This window comes from Nostoc sp. GT001, assembly GCF_030382115.1.
Classification (GTDB): Bacteria; Cyanobacteriota; Cyanobacteriia; order Cyanobacteriales; family Nostocaceae; genus Nostoc.
Genome location: NZ_JAUDRJ010000003.1, coordinates 2,897,517 through 2,920,092, shown reverse-complemented (window position 1 = coordinate 2,920,092; position 22,576 = coordinate 2,897,517). Strand labels below are relative to the sequence as shown.

At 42.8% G+C, this 22,576-nt stretch carries 20 protein-coding genes and 1 pseudogene; 14 read left to right on the top strand and 7 right to left on the bottom strand.

The features are described 5' to 3' along the window. The first annotated feature begins 27 nt into the window (after positions 1 to 27). The 3 genes from larB (at position 28) to argH (ending at position 2,618) form a co-directional block, all read left to right on the top strand. Positions 28 to 816 carry a nickel pincer cofactor biosynthesis protein LarB gene (gene larB / locus QUD05_RS15265; protein WP_289796802.1) on the top strand — a complete coding sequence of 263 codons (789 nt, stop codon included), beginning with the start codon at positions 28 to 30 and terminating at the stop codon, positions 814 to 816. Between the two features lie 106 nt (positions 817 to 922). Next, positions 923 to 1,129, top strand: coding sequence for a hypothetical protein (locus QUD05_RS15260; RefSeq protein ID WP_289796801.1), 207 nt, complete (start codon positions 923 to 925; stop codon positions 1,127 to 1,129). A gap of 103 nt (positions 1,130 to 1,232) precedes the next feature. After that, positions 1,233 to 2,618, top strand: coding sequence for an argininosuccinate lyase (argH, locus tag QUD05_RS15255; protein WP_289796800.1), 1,386 nt, complete (start codon positions 1,233 to 1,235; stop codon positions 2,616 to 2,618). Between the two features lie 170 nt (positions 2,619 to 2,788). Here argH and QUD05_RS34415 read toward each other — a convergent pair whose 3' ends face one another. Next, positions 2,789 to 2,956, bottom strand: a complete 168-nt coding sequence (locus QUD05_RS34415) for an Asl3888 family RNA-binding protein (RefSeq protein ID WP_012412073.1) — start codon at positions 2,954 to 2,956, stop codon at positions 2,789 to 2,791. 715 nt (positions 2,957 to 3,671) lie between these two features. Here QUD05_RS34415 and QUD05_RS15250 point away from each other — a divergent pair. The 4 genes and pseudogenes from QUD05_RS15250 to QUD05_RS34405 form a co-directional block, all read left to right on the top strand. Next, the gene (locus QUD05_RS15250; protein ID WP_289796799.1) at positions 3,672 to 4,166 is read left to right on the top strand and encodes an NUDIX hydrolase; all 495 of its coding nucleotides are present in this window, start codon (positions 3,672 to 3,674) and stop codon (positions 4,164 to 4,166) included. Positions 4,167 to 4,257: 91 nt separating this feature from the next. Then, positions 4,258 to 5,070: an alpha/beta fold hydrolase gene (locus QUD05_RS15245; RefSeq protein ID WP_289796798.1), complete on the top strand. Its 813-nt coding sequence runs from the start codon at positions 4,258 to 4,260 to the stop codon at positions 5,068 to 5,070. 61 nt (positions 5,071 to 5,131) lie between these two features. After that, complete coding sequence (locus QUD05_RS34410) at positions 5,132 to 5,257, top strand: DUF6888 family protein (RefSeq protein WP_502911397.1); 126 nt, start codon at positions 5,132 to 5,134, stop codon at positions 5,255 to 5,257. 399 nt (positions 5,258 to 5,656) lie between these two features. After that, positions 5,657 to 5,734: pseudogene (locus QUD05_RS34405) on the top strand (DUF6887 family protein); the annotation flags it as partial. A gap of 139 nt (positions 5,735 to 5,873) precedes the next feature. On the opposite strand, the gene QUD05_RS15240 reads toward QUD05_RS34405, so the two are convergent. Then, positions 5,874 to 6,200, bottom strand: a complete 327-nt coding sequence (locus tag QUD05_RS15240) for a hypothetical protein (protein ID WP_289796797.1) — start codon at positions 6,198 to 6,200, stop codon at positions 5,874 to 5,876. A 205-nt stretch (positions 6,201 to 6,405) separates the two neighbouring features. Then, entirely contained in the window at positions 6,406 to 7,245 is an 840-nt protein-coding gene (locus tag QUD05_RS15235; RefSeq protein ID WP_289796796.1) for a pantothenate kinase, read from the bottom strand. 109 nt (positions 7,246 to 7,354) lie between these two features. On the opposite strand from QUD05_RS15235, the gene QUD05_RS15230 reads away from it, so the two are divergent. Together QUD05_RS15230 and QUD05_RS15225 are read left to right on the top strand one after the other, a co-directional pair. After that, complete coding sequence (locus QUD05_RS15230; RefSeq protein WP_289796795.1) at positions 7,355 to 9,079, top strand: diflavin flavoprotein; 1,725 nt, start codon at positions 7,355 to 7,357, stop codon at positions 9,077 to 9,079. 178 nt (positions 9,080 to 9,257) lie between these two features. Then, on the top strand, positions 9,258 to 10,970 hold the full coding sequence (locus QUD05_RS15225; protein WP_289796794.1) for a diflavin flavoprotein: 1,713 nt from the start codon (positions 9,258 to 9,260) through the stop codon (positions 10,968 to 10,970). Positions 10,971 to 11,382: 412 nt separating this feature from the next. Here QUD05_RS15225 and QUD05_RS15220 read toward each other — a convergent pair whose 3' ends face one another. Next, a complete protein-coding gene (locus tag QUD05_RS15220; protein WP_289796793.1) occupies positions 11,383 to 12,162 on the bottom strand; it encodes a pentapeptide repeat-containing protein in 780 nt (259 codons plus the stop codon). Between the two features lie 97 nt (positions 12,163 to 12,259). On the opposite strand from QUD05_RS15220, the gene QUD05_RS15215 reads away from it, so the two are divergent. Together QUD05_RS15215 and QUD05_RS15210 are read left to right on the top strand one after the other, a co-directional pair. Continuing rightward, positions 12,260 to 12,538: a BrnT family toxin gene (locus QUD05_RS15215; RefSeq protein WP_289796791.1), complete on the top strand. Its 279-nt coding sequence runs from the start codon at positions 12,260 to 12,262 to the stop codon at positions 12,536 to 12,538. Continuing rightward, on the top strand, positions 12,519 to 12,761 hold the full coding sequence (locus QUD05_RS15210) for a hypothetical protein (protein ID WP_289796790.1): 243 nt from the start codon (positions 12,519 to 12,521) through the stop codon (positions 12,759 to 12,761). Before QUD05_RS15215 ends, QUD05_RS15210 begins: the two co-directional genes overlap by 20 nt. A 112-nt stretch (positions 12,762 to 12,873) precedes the next feature. Here the strand turns inward: QUD05_RS15210 and ribBA are convergent, their stop codons facing one another. Then, positions 12,874 to 14,547 (bottom strand): bifunctional 3,4-dihydroxy-2-butanone-4-phosphate synthase/GTP cyclohydrolase II, encoded by a 1,674-nt coding sequence (ribBA, locus tag QUD05_RS15205; RefSeq protein ID WP_289796789.1) that lies wholly within the window; start codon positions 14,545 to 14,547, stop codon positions 12,874 to 12,876. Positions 14,548 to 14,868: 321 nt separating this feature from the next. Between ribBA and argC the strand changes: the two genes are divergently transcribed. Further along, positions 14,869 to 15,927: an N-acetyl-gamma-glutamyl-phosphate reductase gene (gene argC / locus QUD05_RS15200; RefSeq protein ID WP_289796788.1), complete on the top strand. Its 1,059-nt coding sequence runs from the start codon at positions 14,869 to 14,871 to the stop codon at positions 15,925 to 15,927. Positions 15,928 to 16,011: 84 nt separating this feature from the next. Here the strand turns inward: argC and eno are convergent, their stop codons facing one another. Next, entirely contained in the window at positions 16,012 to 17,301 is a 1,290-nt protein-coding gene (eno, locus tag QUD05_RS15195) for a phosphopyruvate hydratase (protein WP_289796787.1), read from the bottom strand. Positions 17,302 to 17,575: 274 nt separating this feature from the next. On the opposite strand from eno, the gene gloA reads away from it, so the two are divergent. After that, the gene (gene gloA, locus QUD05_RS15190; RefSeq protein WP_069072598.1) at positions 17,576 to 18,010 is read left to right on the top strand and encodes a lactoylglutathione lyase; all 435 of its coding nucleotides are present in this window, start codon (positions 17,576 to 17,578) and stop codon (positions 18,008 to 18,010) included. A 625-nt stretch (positions 18,011 to 18,635) separates the two neighbouring features. Next, positions 18,636 to 21,278: an ATP-dependent chaperone ClpB gene (clpB, locus tag QUD05_RS15185; protein WP_289796786.1), complete on the top strand. Its 2,643-nt coding sequence runs from the start codon at positions 18,636 to 18,638 to the stop codon at positions 21,276 to 21,278. 539 nt (positions 21,279 to 21,817) lie between these two features. On the opposite strand, the gene QUD05_RS15180 is transcribed toward clpB, so the two are convergent. Then, the gene (locus tag QUD05_RS15180; RefSeq protein WP_289796785.1) at positions 21,818 to 22,246 is read right to left on the bottom strand and encodes a calcium-binding protein; all 429 of its coding nucleotides are present in this window, start codon (positions 22,244 to 22,246) and stop codon (positions 21,818 to 21,820) included. Positions 22,247 to 22,576 lie beyond the last annotated feature (330 nt).

Below are 22,576 nucleotides of genomic sequence, written 5' to 3'. Positions count from 1 at the left end.
TGACAAAGAACAAAGGGCTAATTACCAATGACTGATGAAAAAACTTTGCGATCGCTACTCGTTGCGGTTGCTAATGGTAAAGTTACGCCAGATACGGCATTAGGCTCACTCAAAGACTTAACTTATGAATCTGTAGGTGAATTTGCCAAAATTGACCATCATCGCCTACTCAGAACTGGCTTCCCAGAGGTGATTTGGGGCCCTGGTAAGACTCCAGACCAAATTGCTCAAATTATCGAAGTGATGCGCCTCCGCAACCCGGTGGTGATGGCAACTCGCATTGAACCAGCAGTTTATACCGCACTGCAATCAAAAGTTAGTGGTTTGCGATATTACGAATCGGCGCGAATTTGTGCGATCGCTCCCCCTACCATCGAACCACAATTCCAGGGTGAAATTGGCATTCTTTCTGCTGGTACCGCCGATTTACCCGTTGCTGAAGAAGCTGCTGTCACTGCTGAACTTTCTGGTTTTAAGGTACAGCGTCTCTGGGATGTTGGCGTTGCTGGGATTCACCGCTTATTAAGTAACCGCCACCTGATTGAGTCAGCATCAGTGTTGATTGTCGTGGCGGGGATGGAAGGCGCTTTACCCAGCGTTGTTGCAGGTTTAGCGAGTTGTCCTGTGATTGCCGTACCCACCAGCATTGGTTATGGCGCAAGTTTTGGCGGTTTAGCACCTTTATTGACAATGCTTAACTCTTGTGCTGCGGGAGTAGGTGTAGTAAATATCGATAATGGTTTTGGTGCAGCAGTTTTGGCGGGACAGATTTTGCGGACTGCCGAGAAATTGCGGTTGGCATCGGCTACATCTTGAGTTAAGACATTGAAGTTACATCCAATATTTCAGTAAATATCAGTAATTAATGTAAATAATAAACTGATGCTGAAATTTGCCACCCTTAACTTCTTAATCACAAAAGATGAGCAATTACAGCGATTTGACATCTCAGTTTCTTTGGCATTTGCCTGTAAATTGGACAGCCCTAGCACAAACAATCACCGATCCAAACGTTATGGGTCAGATGCAAAAAGCTTGGAGCCACTTTATACAAACAGGTCAAGTATGGGCATTGTTGATTGGTTTAGTCATTGGCTATATGATTCGGAATCTAACTAGCTACGGTTAAATTTAAAAGTTAGGAGTTGAAAGTGAGGAGTGAGAAGTTAGGAGTCAAAAACTCATAATTCCTCACTCTTAACTCTTAACTATCGCCCACCTTTTCATAATTTATGACCAAAAAAGAAACTTGGAGCCAGCGATTTGAATCAGCGTTGCACCCAGCGATCGCTCGTTTTAATGCCAGTATAAGTTTTGATATTGAATTAATCGAATACGATCTTACTGGTTCTCAAGCTCATGCCAAAATGCTTGCTCACACGGGCATCATCTCCCCAGAAGAAGGAGAGCAACTAGTTGCAGGTTTAGAACAAATTCGCCAAGAGTACCGCCAGAGAAAATTTCAGCCTGGTGTCGATGCTGAAGATGTGCATTTTGCAGTTGAACGCCGACTGACAGAAATTGTTGGCGATGTAGGTAAAAAGGTGCATACAGCGCGATCGCGTAATGACCAAGTTGGTACTGATACCAGACTCTACCTCCGCGACCAAATCCAACAAATCAAAAGCGAATTGCGAGAATTTCAAGGTGTTTTACTAGATATAGCCGAAAAGCACGTTGAAACTCTAATTCCTGGTTATACCCACCTCCAACGCGCCCAACCCGTGAGTTTAGCTCATCACCTCTTGGCATACTTTCAAATGGCGCAACGTGACTGGGAACGCTTGGGAGATGTTTCTCGCCGTGTGAATATTTCACCTTTGGGATGTGGTGCTTTAGCAGGAACTACTTTCCCTATCGATCGCCACTACACAGCCAAACTATTGAATTTTGACGATATTTATGCTAACAGCCTCGATGGAGTGAGCGATCGCGATTTTGCGATCGAATTTTTGTGTGCTGCTAGCTTGATTATGGTTCACCTCAGCCGCCTTGCAGAAGAAGTCATTCTTTGGTCATCTGAAGAATTTCGCTTTGTCACCCTGAAAGATAGTTGTGCTACAGGTTCCAGTATCATGCCCCAAAAGAAAAATCCCGATGTCCCAGAATTGGTGCGGGGGAAAACGGGACGTGTATTCGGTCATCTCCAGGCGATGTTAGTCATTATGAAGGGGCTACCCCTGGCATATAACAAAGACTTACAAGAAGATAAAGAAGGTCTATTTGATAGCGTTAATACAGTCAAAGCGTCTCTAGAAGCGATGACGATTTTGCTCAGGGAAGGCTTAGAATTTCGTACCCAGCGGTTAGCAGAAGCTGTGGCGGAAGATTTTTCTAATGCTACCGATGTCGCAGATTATCTAGCCGCACGTGGCGTTCCTTTTCGGGAAGCTTACAACCTTGTGGGTAAGGTGGTAAAAACTAGTATTGCCGCAGGTAAACTCTTAAAAGATTTGAAATTGGAAGAGTGGCAACAACTACATCCGGCATTTGCAGCAGATATTTATGAGGCAATATCCCCTCGTCAAGTAGTGGCAGCCCGCAACAGTCACGGAGGTACTGGCTTTGTACAGGTAAACAAAGCACTCATAGCCGCCCGCGCTGAAATTGCTCAATAGAGGGACTGGGGAAAAGGAGACAAGGGGAGTTTTGGAATAAATCTCTCCCTTGTTTCCCTTATCTTTTCTCTATGCCCAATGCCCCAATCCCCAAAATAAATAAGGGCGTACAAATAAATGTGCGCCCTAAAAGATAAATAATCTAAATAAAAAGGCTTTAAGCAGAGAGCTTAGTCAGTGTCAGCTGCTGTTGCTGCGCCTTCTTCTTCTTCACTCTTCGGTGGTCTTTGTTGGAACCTTCTCTGCATTCTTCCTGTCGTAGTTCGTTTACGAAACTTTCTGGCATACGCCTGGTTACGTAGCGCCTTTTCTTTTTTCGGGTTACGGCGCTTGGCCATGTTCACCTCATTAATAAACAACAAAAAAGTAGCAACTAGGCATCACGTAGGCAATATTAGCTACCAATGTTATTGATATACTTTTAACCTAGTGCAGCAATAAATACGCTTTAAACAGTGTACTAGTCTATCGCATTATACCTAACTTTGTCAATAAAAATTATGAATTTTCCCTGCTAGCAAGATGAAAAATTTCTTTTCTGAGATTCTAATCTATTAAATAGATTGGAAATTAGCTCATTAGTTGTTGTTCTTGAAACAAACCGATATTATTAAGAAATAATTCAGAAGGCATAGGTGGGTTTCAGTATAGAGTCTAAATATTTGATTTAGCTATCTTTAATTAATTGTAGGTTTTAAACCCGACTTAATTGCCTCTTATAAATTCAGAATTCATAATTTTGGATTTCGACTTATTATTCATATTATTTCTTTTAATGTGTTCTAAAAATCTATTAGTAACAGCTAGTTTCAACAGCACTAATGCTAGCTATCAACTGAAAATTTACCTGATTCAAGAAATATTATGTATATATAAACACAGTGCTTCTCTTGAAACTTGATGTTAGAATTGATAGTATTCTACGTAAATCGTGAGAATAAAATCTCAAGCCACAAACATTTTTGTATAAAACAAAACTCAGCAAAAATTTTATTAGTTGAGTCTATGTTAAGTGGTAGGGAACTATAGAATACAACACATAAATTTTGAAGATTGAACGTTATTGCTTTTTTTCCGGAAGCTGTAGAGTCCACACGTAGCTTATGGCGTATTGGACAAACAGTATTGGGTATAATATTTCGTCATCCCATTACTGGCACTAGTATCATCCCAATTTTACCCGATGGTCGGATTGTACTAATCCGGCGGCGCGACAATGGTCTTTGGTCATTGCCTGGAGGGATTGTGGATTGGGGAGAAGATATTCCCAATACAGTTCGTCGGGAATTGATGGAGGAAACCGGGCTAGAATTGGTGAAAATTAACCGTTTGGTAGGAGTTTACTCTGCACCAGACCGCGATCCCAGAATCCATTCAATTTGTATTGTGGTTGAAGCCGAAGTGTATGGGACAATGGAGATTCAAGACACTTTAGAAGTTATGGAAATCCAAGCTTTCTCTCCCAGTTTACTACCTTCAGAAAAGATGTCTCACGACCATACTCGGCAGTTGCAAGACTACTTGAATGGCTTGACAACACTGGCATAACAATATTTTTTTCATTAGTCATTAGTTATTTGTCAGATGCTAATGACTAATGACTATTTATTATGGTGCTTCAAGTTAACTACTAAATAAAATGGATACACTATTCCGTAACTCCCGGAGAAAGCTCTCGCAAGGGCTACTTTTCTGGCGTGAAGTCGGTGAAAAAACTCCTATAATTTTTTTACATGGTGCTTGGAATGAGAGCAGTCAATGGTTATCTGTGATGGAATCCCTTGCACAAGATTTTCATTGTTTTGCACCTGATTTGTTAGGATTTGGCGAATCAGAAAATCCCAATATCCACCATTCGATAGATTTACAAGTTGAATGTTTAGCTGAATTTTTGCAAGCTGTGAAGCTAGAAAAAGTATATTTAGTGGGGCATTCTCTTGGGGGTTGGATTGCTGCTAGCTATGCTTTAAAGTATCCAGAGAAAGTTGATGGTGTAGTACTGCTAGCACCAGAGGGCGTGGAGATAGCAGGACAAGAAGAATATTGCCAGAAGATGCGGCGATTATTGAATTATCCACCACTAGTAGTTAAATTGTTGCGATCGCTAACTCCCTTGACTAAAATCCTGGGTTGGCATGAAAAAATTGCGCAAGACTTGCAGTTGCGTCAAGCGCTACTGCCGTATCCCATAGGTTGCCAGTTACTTTTCAAACGGCGACAAGTAGAAATTGAGGCGGAATTACTGCAAAAGCAGCTTTACATGATAGATGTCCCAGTTTTTATTTTACAAGGTGGCCAAGATACCCCAGATGCTTTAGCCAGAAGCCGTGTTTATGCTCAACTGATGCCGAAAGTGGAGTTGAAAATGATTGGCCATGCCGGAAATGACTTACCAGAATCTTGTGCTGAGGTTGTGGCGATAGATATTCGGGAGTTTATTCAAGGGAATTAATTGGGCATAGGGCATTGGTAATTGGAGAAATGCGAGTTACGCATTTTAAAAAAGCGATAATTTGGTCTATGCTTTTTTGCTTATTAACGTGGTACGACTGGACGAAAGAACAAAACGCATATACGTTTTGATTGGGGACACAATACAAATAGAGATATATCCTAACGGTGAGGTAAGATTTCCATGACTAAACCTAATTATCAAGCCATGTCAGATGATGAATTAAGAGATTGGGTCAGATAAGCTAAAACACATCTAATTTGCAGATGAAAATTTTCTCAATATCTTGTGGGGTGGGCATCTTGCCATTGATGTCAAGTTAAGCTCAAACTTACTATGTCAATAAGCATTTAGGCTTAAAAATTCGGTTTTCAAGGGACAAAAAACGAACTTTTTCAGGTACTATTAATGCTTTGTTTATTAGCATCACTCCCAGCTTGTGTATAGAAGTCAGAAAAAGTTCACCTTTATACTTCGTTCCTAACAAAACCTATCGTTGACAAATGGGTTTTAATCTTAAGTTGACACCAATGGCATCTTGCCCGCCCTGATTATGCAACTTGAATGCTGATTAGCTTATCACCCACAGGACACCGAGGCATTCCATATTTTAATAGACAGGTTAGACCAGCGACCAACAGTAATCACTCGCACTGATGAATAATTTGAAATTGAGTTGCAACGGCGTATTAGCCAAGCTAGTTGAAGTAAATTAAAATTAACGAAAAACCACCAGCTTTCACACTGGTGGTTTAGTAGTAATTAAAACTTATTTCTAGGAAATAAAACACTTACAGATTTTGCTAATTTTTATTATTTCCGAATCCAAAATCTGTCGGTTCAAGTGTAGCGGGGGTTTCTAACAACTTTTCCATATTCTCTTGATGCTGTCTAAGAAGCTCCAATTGATAATCTCTCAATATTTGGTTTTGCTTGTATCTAACAGCGAGATTACAGATTTCAATTTCTTGAGGTGTTAATGATCTTAACTGATATACTCTGTTACACTCATTAATCACGTCGTCATAGTAGTCATATTGGTCTGCTTTTGCTCCTTGTACACCCATAGTCATAGATATAGCAGTTCCCGCTAATAAAGCGATGCAGCCTCTTTTCACTAATTTAGACATATACAAGTCCTCCGAAAGTATACCCCAATATAGAGTTCGAGAATTTAGCTATAATTAATACTACGAAATGTTACAAGTTTATATGTATGATTACAAAGAGCAGAAACACAATTTCCGAAAAATTAATTATAGATAGTAATAATCAAAACTCTACCTCTTTAATAGAGGATATACCATAATACCGTAGTATTGTCAAATCCATACGTTAACTCATTACTATTTCGCGTATTCCCCAAAAAATTAAATTTGGTTCAATAATTAAACGTGCTGCTATTTCTGGAAATTGGGTTTGCAGTAGGTTTAATAATAAAGTGCGATCGCCCCCTTTAATCGCAACTTTTCCATCAGGAAATAAATCCTCCCACGCCTCAATAAAATCTTTAATTCCAGCTAATACTGTGTAAATTACTCCGCTTTGAATTGCTTCTTTAGTATTGAGAGCAAAACGTGCTGGTAGAGACGGAAAAGTTTGCATTTCCACAAATGGTAATTGTCCTGTTTGTTGACCTAGAGTTGTAAATTGCAAACCTAAGCCTGGCAAAATTGCACCTCCAACTAGACACTCATTAGCATCCGCAGCCGTGAAAGTTAGCGCTGTTCCAGTATCAATTACCATCATCGGAAAACCCCAAGTTTTCCCCGCACCCCACAAAGCTAAAGCGCGGTCAATTCCCAGTGTGGGATACACGCCTTTTAGTGGTATTTGCTCTAAGCTAATAATGCGAACATTTGGGTAAGTTTGCCAAATAGCAGTTTGGCTGGGAACTACCGAGGCGAGGAGAAGAGGGCACGGGGGCAGAGAGACAAAAGCGCAAAGGGGTGGAATATTTGTGAGAAAATTACTTTGTTGATGGGGTGGAGAAATTGCTAGTAATAAATCATCTAGGGTTTGACATTCAGCTAGATGTTGTATGACAGACTCAGGGAAATAGTCGGTATCCCAAGCTGAGTAAAGTGTCTCGCCAATAAACAATGCCCAATGCAGCCGAGAATTCCCAATTTCTAAGGCTAGCCAAATTTCCTCTCTGTGCCTCTGTGGTTTCACACTTTTGATTTTTTTAAGTAAACTATAGATTTTTTAATAAAAATTAACATTCAAGCCGTGTCACAATAAAAGAAGAGGAACAAATACTCATTGTGTCAAGGAGGGAGTTATGGTGGCACTCACCGAGAAAACTGAAAAACGGCTCACCATACAGACTGTAGAGATTGCTCAAGAGACGACGGCTATTCGCTCTTTGGATTGGGATCGCGATCGCTTCGATATTGAGTTTGGTCTGCAAAACGGTACTACTTATAACTCGTTTCTCATCCGTGGAGAGCAGACTGCTTTAGTTGATACCTCCCACGAAAAGTTTCGTCAACTATACTTTGATACGCTCACCGGATTAATCAACCCAACAGAGATTGATTATTTAATTATCAGCCACACTGAACCAGACCATAGCGGCTTAGTTAAAGATTTGCTGCAAATGGCTCCAGAAATAACCGTTGTCGGTTCTAAAGTGGCGATTCAGTTTCTTGAAGATTTAGTACATCAGCCATTTAAACGGCGGATTGTGAAAAATGGCGATCGCTTAGATTTGGGCAATGGCCATGAATTTGAATTCGTGATTGCTCCAAATTTACATTGGCCGGATACCATTTTCAGTTTCGACCACAAAACCAAAGTTCTCTACACCTGCGATGCCTTTGGGCTGCACTATTGCTCAGATAGCACCTTTGATGAAAACTTAGCAGCGATCGAAGAAGACTTTCATTACTACTACGATTGCTTGATGGGGCCGAATGCCCGATCAGTTCTGTCTGCCCTGAAGCGGATGGCAGAACTGAAAACCATCGACATGATTGCCACAGGACACGGGCCATTATTATCTCACAATGTTGAAGAACTAGTTGGACGTTATCGCACTTGGAGCCAAAGCCAAACCAAGGCAGAAACGGCAGTTGGAATATTTTACGTTTCCGAATACGGATATAGCGATCGCCTCGCCCAAGCAATTGCCAACGGTATCGGTAAAACCGGTGTCGCAGTGGAAATTGTCGATTTGGGATCTGAAGTAGATTTACAAGAACTGCGGGAACTAGTTGGCCGCTGTGCTGGACTAATCGTTGGATTACCTCCGGCTTCTGGTGCTTCTAGTATCCAAGCTGCACTCAGCACAGTTTTAGGAGCTGCCAAAGAAAAGCAAGCTATCGGCGTCTTTGAAACCGGTGGTGGCGATGATGAGCCAATAGATCCTTTGCTGAGTAAATTTCGCAATTTGGGTTTGACAACAGTTTTTCCAGCGATTCGGATTAAACAAACGCCCACAGAAAATACCTACAAGTTGTGTGAAGAAGCGGGTACAGACTTAGCTCAATGGGTAACACGCGATCGCACTATCAAAGCCATGAAATCCCTTGGTGCTGACTTAGATAAAGCATTAGGTAGAATTAGCGGCGGATTATATATTATTACTGCCAAAAAAGGCGATGTATCAAGTGCGATGCTAGCCTCTTGGGTTGCTCAAGCTAGCTTCAAACCATTGGGATTCTCCATTGCAGTCGCCAAAGATCGGGCAATTGAATCACTCATGCAAGTAGGCGATCGCTTTGTTCTCAATGTCTTAGAAGAAGGCAATTTCCAACCATTAATGAAACACTTTTTGAAACGGTTCGCCCCTGGTGCTGATCGTTTTGAAGGTGTGAGAACTCAGCCAGCCGAAAACGGTGCGCCCATACTCAACGACGCCCTCGCTTACATGGAGTGCGAAGTCATCAGCAGAATGGATTGCGGCGACCATTGGGCAGTATACAGCACAGTCTACGCGGGACGGGTTTCTAAACCAGAAAGTTTGACTGCTGTGCATCACCGTAAAGTTGGCAACCATTACTAAAAAGTTAAGAGTTAGGAGTTAGGAGTTAGGAGTTGTAGAGGCGAGTTTAACAAAAAATATCGTCTGTACAACGGAAGTTAAAAGATTTAGATTAACGACTTTCTTCAACTCAGAACTCAGAACTCCTAACTCAGAATTCAGAACTCCTAACTCTTAACTCCTAACTCTTGTTTTACCTATGTCAAAAAATAAACCCCGTGACGTTCAAGTTTTTCCCATTGCTACAGATACAAGAATACTGCGATCGCGCAGTTGGTCAAGGCTGAGATTTGAAATTGAATATGCTCTTGCTAAGGGTACAACTGCTAATTCTTATTTAATCGAAAGTGAGAAAACCGCCATCATCGATCCTCCAGGGGAAACGTTTACGCAAATTTATTTAGAAGCTTTACAGCAGCGTTTCCATTTTGAAGATTTAGATTATGTAATTTTGGGACACGTAAATCCTAACCGGGCTGCAACTTTAAAAGCTTTGTTAGAAATTGCCCCGCAAATCACCTTTGTGTGTTCTAATCCAGGGGCGATAAATTTACGTGCGGCGCTGGAAAATCCAGACTTGCAAATTCTCGTGATGCGGGGCGAAGAAACTCTAGATTTGGGTAATGGGCATAATTTACAATTTATTCCCATCCCCAATCCCCGCTATGCAGATCAACTCAGCACCTACGATCCACAAACAGAAATTCTGTACACAGATAAGTTATTTGGGGCGCACGTTTGCGGAGATCAGGTATTTGATGAAGGCTGGGAAGTATATAACGAGGATCGGCGCTATTATTTTGATTGCCTCATGGCTCCTCACGCCCGTCAAGTTGAAACAGCGCTGGATAAACTTGTCGATTTTCCTGTACGAATGTATGCCAATGGACACGGGCCTTTGGTGCGCTATGGCTTAATCGAACTGACCAAAGCTTATCGGGAGTGGAGTCAACAACAAACTTCTGCTGACTTGACAGTAGCGTTAATTTATGCATCAGCTTATGGGAATACGGCAACCTTAGCCCAAGCGATCGCTCGTGGGATTACAAAAGCTGGCGTCGCTGTAGAATCCATTAACTGCGAATTTACTGAACCAGAAGAAATCCGGGCGGCTGTGGAAAAAGCAGGTGGTTTCATCATTGGTTCTCCTACCCTTGGTGGTCATGCACCGACACCTGTACAAACAGCTCTAGGAATTGTGTTATCCACCGCTACTAATAATAAACTTGCTGGTGCTTTTGGTTCCTTTGGCTGGAGTGGGGAAGCGGTTGATTTAATTGAGAGTAAATTAAAAGATGCTGGCTATCGATTTGGTTTTGATACTATCCGCGTCAAATTCAAACCCGACGATGCCACCTTACAATTGTGTGAAGAAGCTGGAACCGACTTTGCCCAAGCACTGAAGAAAGCGAGAAAAGTGCGATCGCAGAGTCTTCCTGCAACAACTGTAGAACAAGCAGTTGGTCGGATTGTGGGTTCTCTTTGTGTTCTTACAGCCAAAGAAGGCGATCGCTCTAGTGCTATGTTAGCTTCTTGGGTATCTCAAGCCAGCTTTAATCCACCTGGTTTAACCATCGCCGTCGCCAAAGACCGCGCAGTAGAAACACTTACCCATACAGGAAATAAATTTGTCCTCAATATTCTTAAAGAAGGGAATCATTTGGGATTGATGAAGCACTTCCTCAAACCTTTTGGGCCAGGACAAGACCGATTTGCTGATGTCGCCGCCCAAGAAACTGAAAGCGGTTCTCCCATACTTACGGATGCTCTAGCATATCTCGAATGTTCCGTACAAAACCGGATGGAATCTGGCGACCACTGGCTGGTTTATGCAACTGTCGAGAGTGGCAAATTGTTAGATACTGATGGCGTTACAGCCGTGCATCATCGCAAGTCGGCAACTCATTATTAATTGGGAATGGGGAATGGGGCATTGGGCATGGGGCATTGGGCATGGGGCATTGGTTATTAATTCTTCTCCCTCACTCTCTAATCCCCACTCTTCTTTAAAGAATTCAACTCTGGCGTTTTTATCTCGATACTTCGAGTTCCGAACTCGGTGTTTCGTGTTCTGAGCTAAAAAGTAGAAGCTTGGAGAGCGATCGCGTATCATCTTGTTTTCACACTCGACTTTAGAATGTAACTAGGACTTACGCAAAGTAGTTTCTAACTCTAAAAATAAAGCATCAGAGGCAAATATACTTAAAATAAGAAAATTTAATATGTCATTGCAAACGCAATAACGTTTACAAAAATGGGATGCTCCCAAAAAATATGCTCTCATGTAGTTTTATTATGTAGTTATTTTGAGGTGCTTCCCACAGTTACTTCATCGGTTCTGGTGGTAAACCAAGCTTGGCGCGAAATTCCTTATCGTATATTGCTTGCTCCCAATTTTTAGCAGATTTAACTTGCTCAGGAGTTAAGTTTTTTGCACCGCTGAGGTTGGCAACGCCAAGCTCATTGCCGAGGTCGGTAATGTCAAGCTGATAGGCAAGGTCAGCACCTTTCAGGTTGGCATTGTAGAAGTCAGCACCGCTGAGGTTGGCAAAGCTGAGGTTGGCACTCCTGAGGTTGGCACCCATAAGTAAGGCTCCGTTGAGGTTGGCATTGTAGATGTAGGCAAAGCTGAGGTTGGCATTGCTGAGGTCAGCATTACTGAGGTAAGCACCACTGAGGTTAGTCTTCTCAACGTTGATTCCCGATAAACTAAAATTTTCCTTTTTTAATCTTTCGAGCGCCAACACAACTACACCTGACTTTTCGCCTTGCCCGTCCTTCACTACTTGCCAAGCCTCAAAGATTGATTTTTCCCTACGTTCCCCAACTTCCAAGAGAAAAACCAACACAGCTATTAAAAAGCCAACCTTTTCTAATATCCGAAATACATCAGCCCCATCAACTAGGTTCGCTAAAGGTTCTACCAAGCGTCTTTCTATCCACAAAAATGGTGATTTAGCTACAACAATAAATTTATCTCGCCAACTTTTACGCGGTGGTGGGATATAACGTCCAGTTCGTCTGAGGTGAAGTATGTCTTCTTCTGAAGAAGGGCGGCGTTTCTTTGGTTTTGGTTTGAGATGCGATCGCCATTTTATCTTCAAAGTACCTTCCCCACAGCAATGACACTTAATTGCAGTATATTATTACTCTGCTGTACTTGTATTCACGTCTGCATAGCTAATCGGATATGATCTGGTCATGGAGTTCGAGTGGGATAAATCAAAAGCAGCCGCAAATTTGAAAAAGCACGGTGTCAGCTTTGAAGAAGCCAAAACTGTCTTTAGCAATTCTTTGGCAGTCATATTTGATGATAAAGCGCACTCTATAGATGAGCGGCGAGAAATCATTATTGGTCACTCTCAACAAAATCTCTTGCTGTTGATTTCTTTCACTGAACGTTCCAATGCCATCCGTATCATCAGTGCCCGTCTAGCTACTCGAAAGGAACGTGAAGATTATGAACGAAACACCTTTTGAAAAATCACAAAATTCTGACGACGAGCTTCAAGCTGAGTATCGCTTCGATTATCAAAAGGCAAAGCCCAATCGCTTTGCCGCCCGTAGTGGAACGCAACAATTAACAGTTGTAGTCTTAGATGAAGATGTGGCTCAGGTTTTCACGACACCAGAATCGGTTAATAAAGTGTTAAGGGCGTTAATTGAGTCAATGCCACAAGCAGCAAACGGTGAGACAGCATAATAATCTCGTTGCATCGGGCGATCGATTGGAAGCGGCGCCGCTGTTTGATGTAGTTATTCACAAAAAACATGACATGAGTGCCTAATGCACCGCTACATAATATAGTCCGTGGCTACTTACTAAAGCTGTAAATTTGCTGCGTCTCCAAGCGATCGCTAATTGATGAAGGCAATGTACCATCAGCAAATGTCTGCCGATCTAGTTGGACTTGTAAATTACTCAAAGGATCGCAACCAGAAGAAATCAGAAATTCTAGTTTTTGGATGTATGGCAAAGTTGCGAGGTTGTCCAGAATTTGGAAGATAGCTTGTATATAAGGATGACCACTCTGCTGATACCAGTCACAGCTAGCAACTTTTGCCTGATCAAAACCCAAGTGTACTGTTAGAGATGGCTCGTCAAATATAGCGATCGCCAAGGGACGCGCTTCTTCCTGCAACAATAGATCGTTAGTTTTCGCTAAGTGTCTCAGTTTTTCTAAGCGTTCATAACGTTCCGTCACAACTTCCGGGTCATCTTGCCAGTGGATTGCTACTGTCACCAGATAAGTCTGTAACAGCATGTGACCCAGCTTTTTCGCCTTTGTCGCTAGATAATAGGAATTGTAATCGGTTGCCTCAATCAACAATGGCACGCGATCGACTACTTCCAATCCATAACCTTTGACTCCAGCAATTTTGCGAGGATTATTGGTAATCAAGCGAATCTTTTTGATGCCCAAGTCCATGAGCATTTGTGCCCCCATCCCGTAGTCTCGCAAGTCAGCAGGAAATCCCAAACGCTCATTAGCTTCCACTGTATCCAGTCCCATATCCTGCAACGAGTAGGCTTTCAGCTTATTAATCAAGCCAATTCCCCGCCCTTCTTGACGCAGGTATACAACTACACCTTGACCAGCAGCCTCAATCATTTTTAGTGCAGCTTCAAGCTGCATCCGACAATCGCAGCGCAAAGACCCCAAAGCGTCACCAGTTAAGCATTCTGAGTGCATCCGCACCATCACAGGCTCATCTTTGAAGTTAGCTGGATCGCCCTTGACAATTGCAACGTGTTCTGTATTATCCAGAGTATGGCGATAGGCGTAAATTTCAAACTGACCGAATTGACTAGGCAGCTTGGTAATCACCTCACGATAAACTAAGCGATCGTGCTGTAAGCGATAACTTATTAAATCAGCAATACTAATAATTTTTAAATTGTGACGTTTAGCGTATTCAACTAACTGCTGCAACCGCGCCATTGAACCATCAGAGTTTTGAATTTCACAAATTACTCCCGCTGGGTATAGCCCTGCTAGTCTAGCTAAGTCCACAGCGGCTTCCGTATGTCCTGCGCGTTTGAGTACGCCTCCAGTCCTAGCGCGAATGGGAAAAATATGACCAGGACGGCGTAAATCGGTGGGTTTTGTGGCTGGGTTGAGAGTAACCTGGATAGTTCGGGCGCGGTCTTCTGCTGAGATGCCTGTGGTGACACCTAATTCTGGCCCGGCATCAATACTGACAGTGAAAGCAGTTTGGTTAGTATCTGTAATGTTGCTTACCATCAAGGGTAAGTCTAGCTCGTCTAGGCGATCGCCTGTCATTGCCAAACAAATTAGTCCTCTTGCTTCCACCGCCATGAAATTAATCATGTCGGGTGTGGCAAATTGGGCAGCACAAATTAAGTCGCCTTCATTTTCTCTATTTTCATCATCTACCACTACAATGACGCGACCAGCTTTTAGGTCTGCTAAAGCGGCATCAATCGAATCAAATTTAAAAACTTGGGTAGGATTAGGCTGTGACACAGAAAGATTTCCAGCTATAAACGTAAATTTTTTTAACAATTTCTTCTTTTAGATTGTAGCTCCTTTATAAGGCAGAGAAGTAGACTAGCAATGATTTGATAACGGGGCAAAAACTTTTGCCATTAAAAGTGGCGATAAAGTGCAGCGACATGAAATTAAGGATGAAGGGGATGAGGAAGAATAATAATCGTTTCTTTGCTCCCCTACCTCCTCAGAACAAAGTAGAGGGGTTTAAGACCTTTTGTGCGCTGTGCGTCTGGTCGCTGATATTGTTGATAGCTGAGAACGAATTAACCATTCATGGGATAAGGATTTCAGATCATGGGCAAATTTAGACGCGTACCCGTTGGGATTGTTGGCGCGTCGGGCTATGGCGGAGTGCAATTAGTGCGATTACTGATGGATCATCCAGAAGTTGAACTGGTTTATTTAGGAGGTGAAAGCAGTATCGGAAAATCCTTCGGGGATCTCTACCCGCATCTGGCTCATGCAACTAACCTGCTAATAGAAGCGGTAGAACCAGAAATAATTGCTCACCGCTGTGAAGTAGTTTTCCTTTCTTTACCAAATGGTCTGGCTTGTCAAATAGCACCCAAACTGTTGGAAAAAGGATGTAAAGTACTAGATTTGAGTGCAGACTATCGGTTCAGTGATTTGACAACTTATACAAATTGGTATGGTACAGAGAGAAGCGATCGCACAATTGCAGCGACAGCAGTTTATGGATTACCAGAACTTTATCGCGATCGCATTGCCGAAGCTCAACTCATTGGCTGTCCTGGTTCCTATCCCACTGCTAGTCTCCTTGCACTTTCGCCACTCTTAAAGCAAGGTTTAATTGTACCAGAAACAGCTATTATCGATGCCAAGTCAGGCACATCTAGCAGTGGACGACAGCCTCAAACCAACTTATTACTAGCTGAAGCAGACAACTCGATAGCAGCTTTCAACGTCGGTCGTCACCGTCATACCCCAGAAATTGAGCAAATTTGTAGTGACTTAGCTGGTCACGAACTCATGATTCAATTTACACCGCATCTTATCCCAATGGTACGCGGGATTTTGGCAACGGTATATGCCAAAATGAGCGATCCTGGTCTAGTGCGAGATGACTTAATCACAATTTTCTCAGCCTTCTACCGCAACTCTCCTTGGGTGAAAATCTGCGGTAGCGGCATTTACCCGCAAACCAAGTGGGCTAATGGCAGTAATCTTTGTTATATCGGTGTAGAAGTTGACCCGCGCACAAGTCGCGTAATTGTCATGTCAGCAATTGACAATCTAATTAAAGGACAGGCGGGCCAAGCTATTCAGTGTCTAAACCTGATGATGGGCTGGGATGAAACCTTGGGGTTGCCCAAACTTGGTTTTTATCCGTAAATCAGTTAGGAGTCAAAAGTGATGAATTATGAATTAAAAACTCTTAACTCCTAACTCCTAACTCCTAACTTTTAACTTTTAACTCTACTTTGGCCCTAACCCCACAGCACCAGCATAAACGGCGCGATCGCCTAGTTCATCTTCAATTCGCAGCAAGCGATTATATTTTGCTACGCGTTCGCTGCGACAGAGGGAACCTGTTTTGATTTGACCGGCACGGGTTGCTACAGCTAAATCAGCGATCGTTGTATCTTCTGTTTCACCAGAACGATGGCTAATTACTGAACGGATACTATTGCGAGTTGCCAAATCAATCGTTTCCAAAGTTTCGGTAAGAGAACCAATTTGATTGAGTTTAATCAAAATGGCATTAGCGGCTTTTTCTTGGATACCTCTTTGCAAGCGAGTAGCGTTGGTAACAAACAAATCATCCCCTACCAATTGCACCCGCGAACCTAACTTCTGGGTAAGTAATTGCCAACTTTGCCAATCTTCTTCGTGCAAGCCATCCTCAATTGACACAATTGGGTATTGATCAACCAGTTGTCCTAAATAATCAATAAACTCAGCCGGAGCATGAGGTTTACCATCGTAAACATACTGACCATTCTTGTAAAATTCACTAGCCGCCACATCCAACGCCAAAGCTACTTGTTCCCCTGGTTTATAACCAGCTTTCTTAATGGCAGCAACCAGCAATTCTAAAGCCACCTGGTTAGATTCTAGGTTAGGGGCAAAGCCGCCTTCATCGCCCACACCAGTAAGCAAACCCTTCTCATCTAATACTTGACTGAGGGTAGCAAACACCTCTGCACCCCAGCGCAATGCTTCTCGAAAGGAAGTTGCGCCAATTGGGACAATCATAAACTCTTGAAAATCCACGTTATTTGAAGCGTGTGCGCCACCGTTAATTACGTTCATCAACGGCACTGGGAGCAAATTCGCTAAAGGGCCACCCAAATAGCGATATAGAGGAATATCTAGAGATTCAGCACCAGCTTTGGCTGCTGCTAAGGAAACCCCCAAAATCGCATTCGCGCCCAAATTGGATTTGTTAGGAGAACCATCTATGGCGATCATCGTGCGGTCTAGGAGTTCTTGGTTGAGGGCATCCAAGCCTAGTAATTTTGGTGCAAGTGCTTCCTTGACATTTTGTACTGCCTTGAGTACGCCTTTGCCTCCATAACGGCTTTTATCGCCATCACGCAGTTCGTGGGCTTCAAAAGTGCCAGTCGAAGCACCACTGGGAACTTGTGCTAGTCCGACAACACCATTGGCTAAATGCACTTCGGCTTCAATTGTCGGTCTACCGCGAGAATCAAGAATTTCACGGGCTGCGATCGCCTCAATGGCAGTATCTAGAAATTTACTCATCTGTACTTTATCCTTTATTCGAGTGTGTTACGCATCCAGTCCAGTTGCCTAACCCAATCGCTAGCATAGGCGTTTAAGAGACTTTATTGGCTGAGATTAAAGAAGATTTCCATTAATGGAACAGGGATCAATGCCAAAATACCAAAAATGTCTAAGGGAATGTTTATCCTGTCCTTTGAATTCTTTCTCTGATGGCATTTTTACCTTAAGACTTTGAGCTAGGTAAAATGTTGGCAGAGAATAACACTAAATCAATTACAGAGAAAAGGTCAATATGCGATTACTACACACAATGCTGCGGGTGGGCAACCTTGAAGAGTCCTTAAAGTTCTACTGTGAAATTCTAGGAATGAAATTACTGCGCCGAAAAGATTATCCGGGAGGAGAATTTACCCTGGCTTTTGTTGGCTACGGCGACGAAAGCGACAACTCGGTGATCGAACTAACCTATAACTGGGGCGTGGAAAAGTACGAATTGGGTAATGCTTACGGTCACATTGCCCTTGGTGTTGATGATATTTACACTACGTGTGAAGAAATTCGCAATCAAGGTGGTAAGGTTGTACGCGAACCAGGGCCAATGAAACATGGTTCGACAGTAATTGCATTTGTAGAAGATCCTGACGGGTATAAACTAGAACTGATTCAACTAGGAACTCAAGGGTCAGCAGTCAAACAGGAATCGCAAGAGCAACTAGTGAGTCAGTAATTCGGATTTAGATCCCCGACTTCTTGAATAAATCGGGGATATGGGCAGCAAGTTTTGCTTAAGATATATCTTGAAAAGTTGAACTAGACGCGGGAGATTGACTTTTGCCACAGATTGACATTTCATGCCGGTAAACCCGAACGCGCGAGACTTTTCGATTTTTGCCTCCCCTTTTTCGGCGGGTTAAGTGATCTCCTCTGCGTAAATCTTATTAGTATTACCTCCATACTCTTGTTGATGAGCAACACTAATAGCGACNGCCGAATAGCCCGTCGTAGCGATCGCTCCAATAACACCATCTGGCAAAGTCCGTTCAGAACAGTGTTTTCGTTTTAAATTAGGAAATAGGTAATGAATTAAGCTATCACCAATTAGCAATGCAAAATTGCCACCGGAGATACACGCGGATATCCGCTGACAATGTTTGGATAATTAGGGACTGGGGACTGGGGACTTAATTTTCTTACCAATCCTTAAGTAATCAGACAGAATTAATTACACAAGTTTTTTCCTGTAACCTGTAACCTGTTCCCTATCTCCACCAATGAATTTAATTGTGTCCGACTACTTAATACCCAATTCCACTCCATAAACAACTAAAAATCAAAATTCCAAAATTCTAAAGATGCAACCTACAGATCCAAATAAATTTACTGATAAAGCCTGGGAAGCGATTGTTAAATCTCAGGATATAGTCCGTGCTTATCAACAACAGCAACTAGATGTTGAACATTTAATTATTGCTCTGTTAGAAGAACCAACTAGTCTAGCTATACGTATCCTGGCTCGATCTGAGGTAGATCCAATCCGCTTGCAGCAACAGCTAGAAGCTTTTACCCAACGACAGCCCAAAGTTGGTAAAAGCGATCAGCTTTACCTTAGTCGCAATTTAGATATTTTACTAGACCGAGCCGAGGAAGCTAGAGTCAGGATGAAAGATTCCTACATTTCCGTGGAACACATACTCTTAGCCTTTGCTGAAGACGATCGCATTGGACGAAAGATCCTCAAAGGCTTTAGTGCGGATGCACCTAAACTTGAAGCTACTATCAAAACGGTTCGCGGTAGTCAAAAGGTAACAGATCAAACCCCAGAATCCCGCTACGAAGCCTTACAAAAATTTGGTAGAGATTTGACAGAACAGGCAAAAGCTGGAAAACTCGACCCGGTGATTGGGCGGGATGATGAAATTCGGCGGGTAATTCAAGTCTTGTCTCGTCGTAGCAAAAATAACCCCGTACTAATTGGTGAACCGGGGGTAGGTAAGACTGCGATCGCCGAAGCTTTAGCACAGCGGATGGTAAATGGTGACGTTCCCGAATCTCTGAAAAACCGCAAATTGATCTCGTTAGATATCGGCAGTTTAATTGCTGGAGCAAAATTACGAGGTGAATTTGAAGAACGCCTAAAAGCAGTTCTCAAGGAAGTTACTGAATCTAACGGTGACATTGTTCTGTTTATTGACGAACTGCACACCGTAGTCGGCGCAGGTTCTACTCAACAAGGAGCAATGGATGCGGGAAATTTACTCAAACCAATGCTGGCGCGGGGAGAACTGCGTTGCATTGGCGCTACTACCCTAGACGAGTTCCGCAAACATATTGAGAAAGACGCTGCCCTAGAACGCCGCTTCCAGCAAGTATTTGTGGATCAGCCAAGTGTGGAAAATACTATTTCCATTCTGCGGGGATTGAAAGAACGCTATGAAGTCCATCACAACGTCAAAATTTCTGATTCGGCTTTGGTAGCAGCAGCCACTTTATCAGCACGTTATATTAGCGATCGCTTCCTACCAGATAAAGCTATTGATTTGGTGGATGAAGCAGCAGCACAATTGAAAATGGAGATTACCTCCAAACCAGCCGAATTGGAAACCATTGATCGCCGCCTCATGCAGTTAGAAATGGAAAAGCTGTCATTAGCTGGCGAAGAAAAGGGTACTCCTCAAACGAAAGAACGTTTAGAGCGCATTGAACAAGAAATCGCCAATTTAACGGAAAAACAGCAAATATTTAATGAGCAATGGCAAGGCGAAAAGCAGCTATTGGAGGCTATAAGTGCCTTAAAGAAAGAAGAAGATGCCCTACGAGTGCAAATTGAACAGGCGGAACGTGCTTATGACCTAAATAAAGCTGCCCAACTGAAGTATGGCAAATTAGAAGGAGTACAGCACGATCGCGAAGCCAAAGAAGCCAGCCTTTTAGAAATTCAAAACCAAGGTTCCACTTTACTTCGAGAACAAGTCACCGAAGCCGATATTGCCGAAATCGTCGCCAAGTGGACAGGAATTCCCGTAAATCGCCTGTTGGAATCGGAACGGCAAAAATTGCTGCAACTAGAAAGTCATTTGCATCAACGAGTCATTGGGCAAGAAGAGGCTGTCGAAGCAGTAGCTGCCGCAATTCGCCGCGCCCGTGCGGGAATGAAAGACCCCTCTCGTCCCATTGGTTCATTTTTGTTCATGGGTCCTACAGGTGTGGGCAAAACCGAACTCGCCCGTGCTTTAGCTCAGTTTCTCTTTGATTCTGATGATGCATTGGTGCGCTTAGATATGTCTGAGTATATGGAAAAACACTCAGTTTCTCGGTTAGTGGGAGCGCCTCCAGGATATGTAGGCTATGAAGAAGGCGGTCAACTTTCCGAGGCAATTCGTCGCCGTCCTTACTCAGTGGTGCTGTTGGATGAAGTGGAAAAAGCGCACCCCGATGTGTTCAATATTTTATTGCAGGTGTTGGATGATGGGAGAATTACTGATTCTCAGGGAAGAACGGTAGATTTTCGTAACAGCGTTATTGTGATGACCAGTAACATTGGTAGCGAACATATTTTGGATATATCTGGTGATGATTCCCAGTATGAAACGATGCGGAAGCGGGTAATGGAAGGTTTGCGATCGCATTTCCGCCCCGAATTTCTCAACCGCGTTGATGATATTATTCTCTTCCATACCCTCAGCCGCACGGAAATGCGGCAGATCATCCGCATCCAACTCAAACGGGTAGAAAATCTCCTCCGCGAGCAAAAAATCTTCTTTGAGATATCCCAATCTGCCTGCGATCACCTTGTCGAATCAGGCTATGACCCAGTTTACGGTGCGCGTCCACTCAAACGGGCAATTCAGCGAGAAGTAGAAAACCCCCTCGCCACCAAATTATTGGAAAATACTTTTATCTCTGGAGACACGATTATCATTGACAAAAATGAAAACGGTCTGTCTTTTAGCAAAAAAGTGCTTGTGAAGGTGTCAGTACCACAGATTGCTACATAGCACCTAGCGTCTCCCCTTCATTCAACGGGACGTACTCAAAGGGCTGTAGGGAGAAGACAAACTGGCTTGAATACACAAACAAAATCTAAGAATAATTGAGAGTTTGAAACCCACGGATGTGAGTAAACCCCGTATAGTTGGGGTTGCTAAACATCCTTGTAACATTAATGTAACTGCGTCTGGCATCTATGATGCTTAGTCGCTTCTGTCACACAGTACTAATTTTGCGTACCTTGTGGCAGAAGCTTGCTTGCCGTTAAACGTGGTAGTGGGATTTACGCCAAGGTGTAAGCTAAAACACATCTAATTTGCAGATGAAAATTTTCTCAATATCTTGTGGGGCGGACAAGATGTCATTGGTGTCAAGTTAAAGCCTCAGCCCAGATGTCAAGAGACCCTTTTAAGCGCTGTGGCAAACTAGCTTGTGTTGCTAACAACTTTGCTCATCTCCAGGAATGCGATCATCGTATTACTTACGGGTGCTGCGCGCAATCGCAAACTTTTAAGCGCGAATGCAATCTTGACGAACAAAGTGCTGACTAGGTAAAGGTGAAGTCTCTGGATAGACTGACATTGGTGGTGTCTTGAACGATAGCAATCAACTCACTGCCATAGTAAATTTCTGTGTCTAGAAGCAACGAACTGCCACTCCAATTTGAATAACCGAGAGAGTATTGACTAGAGTTCCCAATAGTTGCAATGTAATCAGCATAGGGGTTCCAGTCAGTAATGGTAGCGTAACCAAAATCTTGGTAAGAAACACCCCAAGAACCGCCAAGAACGAAAGTATCAGAACCAGAACCGCCAACCAGAGTGTCGTATTCTACGCCACTGATTCCATAGCCGTCAAGGCGGTCGTTGCCGTCTCCACCATAGAGGACATCATCGCCACTAGAACCATAAAGGTTGTCAGCCTCATAGCCACCATACAATACATCGTTTCCAGCAGTACCATAGATATAAGACATTTGAGTTTCTCCTGAGAATTTGTGTTTTTGATTGGTTATTTAGTAAACTAGTGTTCAGTCAGCGGTTATTGCTTATGCATAACAGCCAATTTCCTCTGCCCTAAAACGTTGGATATCTTTCCAATTTATTGGACAACAAGTATTTCATCCTGCGGAAAAATTAAAGTTTCTCTAGCTATGCCGCTCATTCGAGTTCACTCATCTTAAAACTAGAACCCTTGGACGTAACCCGATCTCAATTGAGTGATATAACTTCAAGACAACTTGCTATCCTGTTGATTGAATTATTCGTTGATACCCAAAAAACGTTTATAGATTGAGTCTGTCCTT